Below are 11,668 nucleotides of genomic sequence, written 5' to 3'. Positions count from 1 at the left end.
GATTTCCATGGCTTCTATCAGGCCGAATGCCGGGTTAGCCTCATCAAAGAAAATATTCATAGACTTAGAGATTTTACTAAATTAATTAAATGACATTCTCTAACGTACAAAGAGTCCAATAAGTGATGATCGTCACTGCACGGGATGAACTGCTTAGAAACCGAAAGAGAATTCAGGTCACTCGTTTCCTCGACAATATCAAAGTAGTTGAACCCATTAGCTAAGCACATTTCCTTTAATGACTTATTGAAATATAAATGAGCTGAATTTCTCTCTATATTGGAAGGAAAAAATTCCCTAAGCTGCTTATTGAAATGCTTCTTTTGTTCGTCATCATTCACGTTTTCCGCGATGATTCTACTTGTATAATGTACTGCTTTACTTCTGGATTCTGTTAAGGTTGAAAGGTTAACGCCTTTAATCGACAGCCCTTTCGGATTGAAACTTGACACAAATTCGTTACATTTTTCAGCATAGTTTGCTACTAAACCGTCAATGAAACTCTTGTACTCAATTTGTTCTTCTTTTATTACTTTTCTGTAAAAATAACCTAGCTCTATGTCTACTTGTCCAAGAGCAAAACAAACATAATCAGGGTTAAATTGATGGTATATGTCAACCATCGAACCATACGAATCTAAAGTTGATGCACGTTTACCAAAACCAGTTATTGTTGCGCCTGAGATTGGCATTACTCTTACCGATAGTCCTCGGGTAACGGATAAGCAATCTCTCATCTCGCTGGTTATGTTCATAAATCTAGAGTGACTGTCACCTACAACTAAAATTTTCATCTAAACACCTTCAATAGCTTGATATAGTTGTTACGAACATCGGGTGGGATATTTTCAGCCATTAATAGTAATTCGATAACGACATCTTCCACTTCTCGCTCTGGCTCATAGTAGGTCACAGGATTATTGTTACTTAATACTGATAAGAGCTCGCTATCCAGTATGAAACTATTATTTATTTCAGCAAAGGCTCGCATGAAGTTAACGTGGCTATGCTCGACCTTACGTAATTCATAATCGCCGTCTGATATCTTTAGTTTATCAAAATAGTCAATGATCTCAGAGGGCGCTTTGGTTTCTAGCAACAAGTGTTTAATTTTGGTTTTTACTGCGCCAAGGCCATCGTTAACATTTATAGTCTTAAGAGGCGTTTTCAGTTTTAGTAATTTAGAAAAATCAGCGCAAATACATTCTTCATGTAGCACTTCTTTATCGTAAACTCTTATCACCACTTTGTTTGCGCCGAATACGCGTTGCCACTTTTGCACTTTTTGTTCAAAGTTTAAGTAATTGAACAGAGTAAATGTTAGTGGTGGTAAGACATTTTTATTGTCATGGCCACATAATGCGCTACTAGGTGATGCGCCACTAAAAGGTTGCTTTGCTGCTTGCTGCTTCAAAGAAATAGCAAGTTTATCCTGACGCCGAAGGTAGCATATCACTACTACATCATCGAAATGCTTTTTGCATTCCATCGCTAATTCTTCTATTACAGCTTCGTTTTCGATAAAAGAAAGATGTTCCGCAGAAATAATGCCATCACCCTCCGGTGCTTCGCGAATTAAATTATAAAACGTAGAAGTCAGTTTGGTTGTTATCCTGCTGCGTGCAGCAGAAACTGAGATCAATTCAGAAGAGTTGCCACTTTTGTTATGCTTTAAAAACGAAATCCCAGCTTCTTTTAACTGGTTTTCAGACTGAACAAGTGAAAACTGCAGAGATGTTGTACCGGTTTTATGGTGCCCCATGTGTATATACAACTTACGGGGCTTTTTCAGACGCTGCTCTTCATTAGCGGTAGCATCCGGGCGACCTAAACCTGTCCATCCGTCGAAAATTGAACCAATATCGATAGCAATACCACCTTTTTGCTTGATGATGTTGCAATAATGCTTACCAAGATAACCTGCGGCTACAAAAAACAAGTGACCTCTATCGGGAACTTGTATTTCGTTTTCGATTTCTTTGTAACGAGTAGGAAAATGAAACTCCCCGGACTTCATGAAAGATTGATGCCCAGGGATTTTAATGTGGTTGCAGCTTTTCAGATCAAACGTATCTACCAATGTGTCACTGATATCGGTATGAGAAATAACAGTTAGACAGTCCAGATTTTCTAACAAGCGCTTGAAAAAGCCACTTTTATTAAAAGGCTTAAAAATGAAATGATCAAAAATTGGAATGTCTTTACTTACAAGTTGGTCGACACTCTGAAGGCACACAGACTGTGCCGTTTGTGCAATGATATTCTTTTCATTTACAGCTTCCCGAAAATGTAACCAGCTCGGAGCGCCAATAACATCGGCATTTAAAATTGAATTTTTTATTAGTGATTGCAGTTTCAGCATGCTCGGCGCAAGAAAATCTTCAGCGATTTCTTTTTTCAACTCACCAATAACTTCTTTACCGAACTGGTATGTAAGCACCTGTGAAATAAATACATCATCTTCAAATAAACGAGGGTAGGCTAGGATTCGTCCCTCACCATCACCTAAGCGAATCAATGAGAACGGAGTCTTTTTGTTTATCGCCTCTTTGAGTGTACTGAACAGCTCTTCAGTACAATGAAACGGGTTTTTCTCATTATGAATAAAAAGTGAGCGTTGTAAATGTTGGGTTTGTTGTAATTGTTCTAACAATTTTTCGTTCATTATTGGTCGAGGTTCCTAAAGCCATTCCAAGCATTTGACGCACATTATCCAGTTCTGACTAGATACTACAAAACTTTGTAGTTTGGTTCTATGCAATATTTTTTACAATCTTGTGTCGCGGCGTTTTTCAAGGTAGTTGTCGCCTGAGCTATTAAGCTGCTTCTTTCTTATTCATAACACTTTTTACCTTACTTCAGACTCTAAGTAAAAAATGTCTACGGGGTTAGGGGAAAATCATAGAGCTCTCAAATTGACATGGATATTAAACCGATAACAGTACTCTGCCAAATGCTAAGAAGCGAATTCTTTGGAGTACCTATCACCGTATTTACCCGTTCACAAAAGCAGGACGCGCTAGCATACCCAAATTATAGCCTGTTGCAGCTCGAGAATGGTCTATATTCTCAGAGGCTATTTCACTAATTCATAAACGAACAAAGTATAAACATACCTGTTATGTAATTCTTATCCATTATAGAGTTAATGTGAAAAATATTAAATGTGTTCTGAACAAACTTCAAACTAGGTAAAATATTCTGGAACGCTAAATCATCAATACGCTTTACATAATTTACTCCTGTACTATTTCCTTCAGTAAAGAATTTCAAACAAAAATATCATTATCAACTATTTCAGATTTTACGCTCTATTTATGTGAGCGTCTAGCAAAGGCCGCCTATTCATTAGATGTTTAATTCTGCACAATGTTTTTTGATTTTCAGTCGAGGGCATTATGCGAAGAGAACGTCGAACTCAAGAAGGGTGGGAAGCTATATTTGTAGAGTATCGATCAAGTGAGTTAACCGCTCATAAATATTGTGTCAAGCACGACATTCATTTGAAAACTTTTTCTGCACGTAAAAGCGATCTGTATAAAGGAAGGACTCGGTCGACCAACAAATTACTGAAAGTGGCTAGCGCCAAACCAGAACCGGTTGCTACAGAATCTCCGATTACAATCGTTTATCGCGATGTAACCTTGAATGTGGAGCAAACAAGTGAAGTGACGTGGTTAGCTGGTATCATGAAGGCAGTAACCTCATGATTATGGTTGAACAGCAACTAGAGCTGTCGCCATTCATGGATGGCCTGTTTATCTCTCTTTCACAGATGGGATATCGTGAGTCTACGCATCGCAGGTGTAAATGAGAGACCTAATCCATCAAATCTCTGATATGAAACGAGGAAACCCCTGTATAGCTCCGTAAGGTAGTTTAGCCCCGAAGGTAAACAATCGTTGTGTGGAAATGGGAGGCCGGAGAAAACGGAAGGTTGATTTGTAATGGTCAAATCATTTTCGCAATATACCTACCAACTTTTCATCAACTGAAACTACTAACTTATTGATATTATTATTATCCATTATTGATATCCCATAGGACAAAAGCTCATTTGGGCCTATTGTAATTGGTGCTGATGTCATTAAATCCTGTGAAGTCATTAAGAAGATAGAGGATTTATGTGACTCCATAGCTCTTCTTACGTCCCCATCGGTAACCACCCCTTCAATGTAACCATTGACGTCAACAACAATAGCTAAACCTTGTTCCCCACTTGTAATTACATGTAGTAAATCAACAAAGCAGGTACCCTTACTCACTACAGGTAAATTATGCTGGATCATTTCATCCTTCACTTTTGTTAAAAGTAGGCGTCCCAACGAGCCCCCAGGATGGAAGCGAGCAAAATTTTCAGGTTTAAATCGCCTAGCATCCATCAGGGCGATAGCAAGTGCATCCCCCATTGCTAAAGTCGCGGTAGTAGAAGCTGTTGGGGCTAACGCTAAAGGACAAGCTTCTTTCTGAACTGATATGTCAAGATGAAAAGTACTCTCTTTTGCTAACGTAGATTCTTTGTTTCCCGTCATAGATACTAGTAAATTACCATTTTCTTTTAAAAAAGGTAACAGCTTTAATACTTCATCAGTTTCTCCGGAGTTTGAAATTGCAAGAAAAATGTCTTCTGAATTCACCATTCCTAAATCACCATGAAAAGCTTCTCCTGGGTGCATAAAAAAGCTTTGTGTACCAGTACTGGCGAAAGTAGCAGAAATTTTTCTTCCAATAATACCTGACTTGCCCATACCACAAACTATGAGCCGACCAGAGTTATTTAACATAGCATCTACGCTTGAAGTAAAATTACTATCCAAGTTGTTAGCTAAAGCAGAAATTGCATCCGATTCAATTTTAAAAACTCGTTCAGCAATATGTTTATATGTCATTGTAATCGCTCATTGTAACAAGTAATTTTTCATAATCATCTATAGTGTCTACCCCATGTGGAGGTTGAAACTCTAGCTTATTTACATATATCCTCAAACCATTCTCTATAGCCCTCAGTTGCTCCAGCGACTCTATCTCTTCGAGTGGTGATTTTGCTAACTTACTTATTGTTTTTAATTGATCAACTCGATAGGCATACATACCAATGTGTCGCTCCATTTTATAACGTGATATTAAATGTTTTTCATTCTTTTCAAAATTATCTCTATGCCACGGAATAGGGGCTCTGGAAAAATACAATGCCTTCCTTTTGAGATCCGTCACAACTTTAACCACATTTGAATTGAAAATATCGTTGTTATCAGTAATTTCAGCACTTAAAGTTGCAATATCAATTTCAGTTTTTCTCTGAAAAGTATCTGCTAATTTAGTTATACACTTTGCGGGTACCAGCGGTTCGTCCCCCTGCAAATTGATAACTATATCGGAATCACAAAAAGACTTTAACTCTGCTACCTCTGCCAGCCTATCAGTGCCACTCTCGTGGTAATCTTTAGTCATTAAAACGTTACCACCAAACGATGAAACAGCTTTGAAAATTCGAGAGTCATCTGTAGCAATAGTTATCGACTTAAAACCAGACTCAAGAGCTCGTTGATACACATGCCAAATCATAGGTCTACCATGAAGATCTAGAAGCGGTTTTCCAGGCAGCCGAGATGAGTTGAATCTTGCAGGGATTACAATATGAAAGTTCATCAATTACCTGTATTTAGAATGGGCATACTTTTTACTAAGTCATCGACTGCTTTTACTTGGTACAAGAAATCTTTCAACATTGAAAGTGGCAGCGCGCTAGGTCCGTCACATTTTGCATCGTTCGGATTTGGGTGTGACTCTAAAAACAATCCTGCAATCCTAGTCGAAATTCCAGCAAGGGCAAGCTCAGTCACTTGACTTCTTCTTCCGCTTGATGCGAGAGCACCAGACTTACGAGTTTGCAGTGCATGTGTTACATCAAAAACAATAGGTTTATTTTCACTAACTTTCTTCATTACACCAAAGCCCAGCATGTCAACAACTAGGTTGTCATAACCTAAAAGAGTACCCCTATCGCATAGCATGACTCTCGAATTTCCCGCCTCTACAAACTTATCTACGATGTTTTTCATTTGTTCCGGGCTAAGGAACTGAGGCTTTTTAATATTAATAACCTTTCCAGAAGCAGCCAGCGCAAATACTAAGTCAGTCTGTCGTGCCAAAAACGCAGGAAGTTGTAGTACGTCTACAACATCTGAGACAGGCTTGACCTGCCAAGGCTCATGAACATCTGTAATGACTGGAATACCATCAAAGTTTTTTTTGACTGCCAATAAAATCTCCAGCCCTTTTTCAAGGCCCGGTCCTCGATAAGATTTTATGGAAGAACGATTTGCTTTATCAAAAGAGCCTTTGAAAATCAAAGGTATTTCAAGTTCGTTACAAACCTCTACATATCTACCACAACAATCTACGGCAAATTGTTCAGATTCAAGGACATTCACCCCTCCGAGCAGCGTAAATTTTCTTCCATTAGAAATCCTAATATTTCCCACCTGTAGTTCACTCATTGAAAAGCTCCCTTAGGCTCGAATATTATAATTTCAGAAAGGCAAACAGACAAAGTCCTTTGATCCTCTCCAATACCTAGTTCGAGTGGCGAAGATGGATTAGCATAATAGATATCTACCTCCATTAACTCTGCATCTTCCTCAAGCAGAAACAAAACAATGAAAAGATTTTTTTCTAACTCTTTTACGAAATACTGTTTACTACAGAAGTTTACTTTCAAGGAAAAGTTTTCGTTAAATTCCAATAAGCTATCTTGCAACGTTCGTATCAAAAAACCTTGGAAAACTTGCTTAGTAGACTTACATTCAATGATTAATGTTGAGTGTCCTCCATTACCCCATAATACATTCGACTCTTCTAATGAATGCCAACCATTCCGCTTAAGTGTACCAGTGGGTTTTTCGACTTTCATTTCCCAACGCTCAAACTCTGAACATGTCAGTTGCGCATTTGTATATTCGATATTTTTTAAGAGTTCATTAGCCTCTAAAGTTTTAACATTTAAATTTGTGTCATCTATCAACTCAAAATTATCATTATCTAACAAATCCAAGATTTTGTAATTTTTTGTTTTTATCTCATTAATTATTTGCAAAGCTTCTTTTTGACCATTGAAGCAATCAGTGGCGATAAGTGCATTAGTTAAATTTTCAATTTCTTTTGAATTACTATATATATCATTATTCACTAATTATTCTCCAAAATATTCGAGTGCCCAGATTTTACAACTTTCTTTTATTTCTTGCATAAAAATAGTGTCACTATGCAGCCTTACTAAAGTTTCATAAAATTCTTGTACAGTAGAAAAAACCAAGCCATTTACTCCATTAATGATGTTGGCTGAATAGGCCACTCCGCTGTGAGCAATAACAGGTATACCTAAGGCTAACGACTCCGTAATTTTAATATTTTGACCCGTTCCAAAAGGTATAGGACAAACAGTGAAATCACATGCGCTATATTCTAAAATTAAGTCATCAACAAAGTAACCTTTATTAATCCCATCAATATTTGACATAGAGTTACAAATATCGCCAACAACTCTGAATTCGAAATCATATAAACCACTGATTCTCTGTGCTATTTTCTCTATCAAAGCGGCTCCCATAATATTCAAGGCATTATTCGAGCCCATAAATAGCGCACGCGTTCTACTATTAGCTAAAGTCTGTTTCCTCTCGATTTCGACGAATTTAGGCCTGTAGGGAAGAAACAAGCTTTCAGTCCCACTTAGACGAGAACAAAGAATAGACATTTCTAATTTAGAAATAAAAATTACTTGATCAAAGCTATTATAAAAATCCAACTCAGAGTCATCTAATTTAAATTCTAAAGCTTGATTACTTGAATCCAGTATCTTTTCTAGATTAATTTGACTAGTTTGAGTAGGGATACCAGCGGATATAGTTCTGAGTTTGTCGAATACAGCTCTTCTCTTAGATATAAGATCATGAGTATCTAAAACTAGTTTGACTTTATTTGAAGGTTGACTCGCAAGCGATAGCCACCCAAAATAAAAGTAGTTTATATGCACCAGTTCTGGTTTGTAGACATTACATATATTATAGAATTCTAATAGTAATTTTTCATCGTAAAACTTGTGAATATCAAAGTTTCCATCTTTCAAAGAGTGGAAGGCATCTTTATAATTGTCGATTTGAACTCTATTTTGATAAATTATTTTAACATCACAGTCAAATTTGTTTTTTAATCCAGATATCAACCTTCTATCCCTTTGACCATTCCCATGGAAGGTTACGAGTACAACTTTAAAACCCTTTAAGTGATACTTTTCGACAAATGAATATATGCGTTGGTCTGAACCATTCCGTAAAGGATAGTTAAAATGAGACGCAAACAAAATCGCAACCTTCTGATCCGATTTAGCAGGAGCTAAAAACTTACCAAACTCAGGTTTACCAATATATGAATAATAAAAGCATGCGCCATTATTCCAAAAATCTGAGTAACTTTTTTCTGATTCAACAGACTTTAGAAATTCAAAGTAATTGTTATTTCCAGAAGCATCGAGCATCTTCAGTGAACAGAATTTATAAATTACACGTTCTCTTGCTTCATTACTAAAAATAGATATATTTCTCAGTAGACCCAAAAAAACTTTAGATTTTACACCCCCACTACAAATTATTGACTCAAACAAATAATCAACAGTTTCCAAGTTTTTTATTGAGTTTTCGGTGAGCTTTTCTAAAGCTGCGCAATAAAAGCTATTTACAATATCACCAGCCAAAGGCTTCTGTGACGATAATTCGTGCATCATTTCCCTATAAATATCGCGCACATTTCTTATGTTAAAAATGATAGTCACACTATTCTTAACATAATTATTTAGAATTAATCTTATTTTTTTTGAGCTTTTTTGATGAGTATCACAAGTTTTAAGATTAAAAAAGTCAACTAAATCAACTTTAACGTTTTCCAGCATTAGAGAACCAGTGTTGCAGTCCACCTCCACTGTAGAAAAAACTTCAACATTGTTACAATGATCATCAGCTTTACTAGAAATTAAATTATTAATAAGTTTAAAGTAGCTAGAATACATCCTATCAGGAGTGTAAAGTGTAGATGACTTTTTTGCATTTGCCCCCATCTCTTTCATCTCAAAAGGGTTGCTCAAGGCGTAATTAACATTGTCTGCCAACGATTCAATTGAATCTGTTAAAGCAATTAAACCATTGTCCATGTGCTTTATTACTCGATCTTGATAAGAAGCGTCAGTCGTAATGATTGGAACTCCACTAGACATCGCTTCTAACAAACGTAAAGAAAAAGCCTCGAATCTAGTCGGTAAAACAACTAAATCTGCATGTGCATATAATTTATACGGAAACTTGATAAAGCCTATAATTGAAATGTAGCGCTCGATTCCAAGTTCTTTTGCTCGTAATTTCAATTGAGAAACCATGTCACCATCCCCGCACCAAAGAAAGTGAACATCTTGATGTTTTTCTAGAATCAATGGTATAGCTTCAATAAATGTATCCCAACTCTTCTGCGGGTGAAACCTTCCAGGAGTGATAATTAATCTTTTATTAACAACACCTAAAGCCTCTTTAATTTTAGAGAAACCCTTGTCCAACTTTTGAAGTATTACTCCATTTTCTATAACTTCAATTTGATTCGAAGGTATTTTGAAGTTGTAACTTAAGGCATCCTTACAGAAATCAGATACGCTTACCAGCCTTGTAGAAGGGGAGATAGCGTTTAGAAACCGAGTACGTATTGCATCTGAGACATTTGTGTTCATTCTAACCAAGTGAAAGATAACAATATTGGGAATATTAGATTTTGTACAAGCTTCAATTAACCCTAATGACATAAATGGATTTGGAGCTGGTATTATCACTAAATCAAATTTTTTTGAGTTTAGGAAATCAGATGCACTATCACATTGTCTATTCACCGATGATTGGATATCACGATGATCAAATAAGTGAATAGGCAGGTTATATAAAGAAAACCCAGCTTCAAATGCACTCACAAATAGCTTTTTATTTTCTTCACTAAAATTAAAACAAAAAGAGATATTATGCCCCTGATTTTTTAATTTTTTCGCTAACTCAAATGAATGAATTTCAGCCCCACCAAACCCAGATACTGGTAGTAAAAAAAGAATATCCAAATCATTCATAAATAACTTCCACAGGTAATCTTGCCAATTCTTTATTTACCCCTTTATAGCCTAAAGAATAAAGTCTCTTATTTAATTTCATCAAAAAGTTTGCACAATTCCTCATGTGTTCCTTACCATCAGTTTCATAATTGAAACCTGACCAATTACCTCTAACGTTTTCATTAAAATATACCTTTTCATTTGGATTCATATCGACTCCACCAAGATACATAGAACTAAACCCTAAATACGATGCAATTTGGATTGCAGGAAAAACCACGGACTTACCTAAATATATTCCTTCCAGTATATCTTCAGAAAGCAACTTTGAAGGACTTACAGCCATATTTACGCTTTTGCTGGTAGCTTCATAATCAACTTTTGGATAAATAAATAAAAAAGGGTCATCGAATATTTTACTATCAATATTTGGATTGAATATTTTATCACTACTACAAAGCACGGTTAAAGAGCTATCCGATATTAATTGTGGTCTTAACTCCGTCATCCTCAAAAAGTCAGTTATTACAACGTATTCTTTTATATTTTTGATTCGCTTTCTAATCGTAACCGCATTGTTTAAATAAATAACGGCATCCACATTTATTCTTTCTAATTCGATATCATTTAACGATGGACCTGTACCTAAAATAAGTACTTTTCTACCGACATTACTATCTTTTAATTGATTTATTGTATTTTTTGCCCTTTTAGCTAGTGCTCTATACTTCATGGCATTGGTGTAGGCGTGCTTAACTATCACTAGTTCCTCCGTTCGATTTTTGTGACCATTCTTTTAATTTTTTTAGATCTTTTCTAACGTTTTTATTTTCTTCTTGTGTACAAATAAGCACTATCTCTTCATCTATAAAAACATTACCCAAATTAGGTTTTAAAAAAGCCCATGAGGGGTACATACAGTACCTTTCTTTTGATGTATTTTCTGTAACATTTAATTCGACACCTAACTGTTCAACTACATGATTAACGACTAACTTTACTAATGGCCAATCATCGTGATAATCATCACCTGCCATGATTCCCCCCACTTTAAGTTTTGGGTACCATTTTTCGATAGTTTTACCAGCATTCTCACCTGTATGCGCATACCCATCAACGTAGATAAAATCAAAATACTCATCAGGAAATAAATCAACCCCTTCATCAAATGTGGATCTTATTAGCGTAAAGTTTTGATGCGGAATCATTATTTTCTTTAGAACAGCGAGATACTCTTTCACATCGTGATGGTCAGAATATCTATCAATACCGAAATATCTCATAAATTTCTTTGATTTCATCATTTCTGCGCTAAATACACCTTCCGCAATGCCTAACTCCAATCCTATTAGATTATCCTTTTGTATAAGGTCGATTATTTGAAATCTATTCTTACCGCTATATTTTTTAATTTTCACTATAAATTTCCCGAAAAATTAGCAACAATCTGAAAGTAGGCAACATAAAATAGAGTGTTTAACTTTCTTAAATACAGTCCAATATGTACGGTACCTGTCTTACTAAGCACCTGCT

10 protein-coding genes are annotated in these 11,668 nt (G+C 36.0%); 1 reads left to right on the top strand and 9 read right to left on the bottom strand.

Translation table 11 applies throughout. The features are described 5' to 3' along the window. Nucleotides 1–56: 56 nt before the first annotated feature. Together KO530_RS08810 and KO530_RS08805 are read right to left on the bottom strand one after the other, a co-directional pair. Complete coding sequence (locus tag KO530_RS08810) at nt 57–794, bottom strand: hypothetical protein (RefSeq protein ID WP_216048054.1); 738 nt, start codon at nt 792–794, stop codon at nt 57–59. After that, nucleotides 791–2,653, bottom strand: coding sequence for a GT-D fold domain-containing protein (locus tag KO530_RS08805; protein ID WP_216048053.1), 1,863 nt, complete (start codon nt 2,651–2,653; stop codon nt 791–793). Before KO530_RS08805 ends, KO530_RS08810 begins: the two co-directional genes overlap by 4 nt. Nucleotides 2,654–3,398: 745 nt before the next feature. On the opposite strand from KO530_RS08805, the gene tnpA reads away from it, so the two are divergent. Beyond that, nucleotides 3,399–3,710, top strand: a complete 312-nt coding sequence (gene tnpA, locus KO530_RS08800) for an IS66 family insertion sequence element accessory protein TnpA (protein ID WP_216048052.1) — start codon at nt 3,399–3,401, stop codon at nt 3,708–3,710. A gap of 246 nt (nt 3,711–3,956) precedes the next feature. Here the strand turns inward: tnpA and KO530_RS08795 are convergent, their stop codons facing one another. Genes KO530_RS08795 through KO530_RS08765 form a run of 7 tightly spaced genes read right to left on the bottom strand, consistent with a single transcriptional unit; the run spans nt 3,957 to nt 11,553 of the window. Continuing rightward, nucleotides 3,957–4,889, bottom strand: coding sequence for a KpsF/GutQ family sugar-phosphate isomerase (locus tag KO530_RS08795; protein ID WP_216048051.1), 933 nt, complete (start codon nt 4,887–4,889; stop codon nt 3,957–3,959). Further along, on the bottom strand, nt 4,879–5,649 hold the full coding sequence (kdsB, locus tag KO530_RS08790; RefSeq protein WP_216048050.1) for a 3-deoxy-manno-octulosonate cytidylyltransferase: 771 nt from the start codon (nt 5,647–5,649) through the stop codon (nt 4,879–4,881). Before kdsB ends, KO530_RS08795 begins: the two co-directional genes overlap by 11 nt. Then, nucleotides 5,649–6,500, bottom strand: a complete 852-nt coding sequence (gene kdsA / locus KO530_RS08785) for a 3-deoxy-8-phosphooctulonate synthase (RefSeq protein WP_216048049.1) — start codon at nt 6,498–6,500, stop codon at nt 5,649–5,651. The genes kdsB and kdsA overlap by 1 nt, the downstream gene beginning before the upstream one ends. Then, entirely contained in the window at nt 6,497–7,189 is a 693-nt protein-coding gene (locus KO530_RS08780; RefSeq protein WP_216048048.1) for a hypothetical protein, read from the bottom strand. The genes kdsA and KO530_RS08780 overlap by 4 nt, the downstream gene beginning before the upstream one ends. 3 nt (nt 7,190–7,192) lie before the next feature. Beyond that, nucleotides 7,193–10,153, bottom strand: a complete 2,961-nt coding sequence (locus KO530_RS08775) for a glycosyltransferase (RefSeq protein ID WP_216048047.1) — start codon at nt 10,151–10,153, stop codon at nt 7,193–7,195. Further along, nucleotides 10,146–10,898: a hypothetical protein gene (locus KO530_RS08770; protein WP_216048046.1), complete on the bottom strand. Its 753-nt coding sequence runs from the start codon at nt 10,896–10,898 to the stop codon at nt 10,146–10,148. The genes KO530_RS08775 and KO530_RS08770 overlap by 8 nt, the downstream gene beginning before the upstream one ends. Continuing rightward, nucleotides 10,888–11,553 carry a class I SAM-dependent methyltransferase gene (locus KO530_RS08765; RefSeq protein WP_216048045.1) on the bottom strand — a complete coding sequence of 222 codons (666 nt, stop codon included), beginning with the start codon at nt 11,551–11,553 and terminating at the stop codon, nt 10,888–10,890. The genes KO530_RS08770 and KO530_RS08765 overlap by 11 nt, the downstream gene beginning before the upstream one ends. Between the last annotated feature and the right edge of the window lie 115 nt (nt 11,554–11,668).

This window comes from Aliiglaciecola lipolytica (genome assembly GCF_018860635.1).
Taxonomy (GTDB): Bacteria; Pseudomonadota; Gammaproteobacteria; order Enterobacterales; family Alteromonadaceae; genus Aliiglaciecola; species Aliiglaciecola lipolytica_A.
This window is presented reverse-complemented; position numbering and strand designations above follow the sequence as displayed.

Coding starts and splice junctions, on each gene's coding strand:
- KO530_RS08810 (WP_216048054.1), bottom strand. CDS start 794: ATGAAAATTTTAGTTGTAGGTGACAGTCACTCTAGATTTATGAACATA.
- tnpA (WP_216048052.1), top strand. CDS start 3,399: ATGCGAAGAGAACGTCGAACTCAAGAAGGGTGGGAAGCTATATTTGTA.
- KO530_RS08795 (WP_216048051.1), bottom strand. CDS start 4,889: ATGACATATAAACATATTGCTGAACGAGTTTTTAAAATTGAATCGGAT.
- kdsB (WP_216048050.1), bottom strand. CDS start 5,649: ATGAACTTTCATATTGTAATCCCTGCAAGATTCAACTCATCTCGGCTG.
- kdsA (WP_216048049.1), bottom strand. CDS start 6,500: ATGAGTGAACTACAGGTGGGAAATATTAGGATTTCTAATGGAAGAAAA.
- KO530_RS08775 (WP_216048047.1), bottom strand. CDS start 10,153: ATGAATGATTTGGATATTCTTTTTTTACTACCAGTATCTGGGTTTGGT.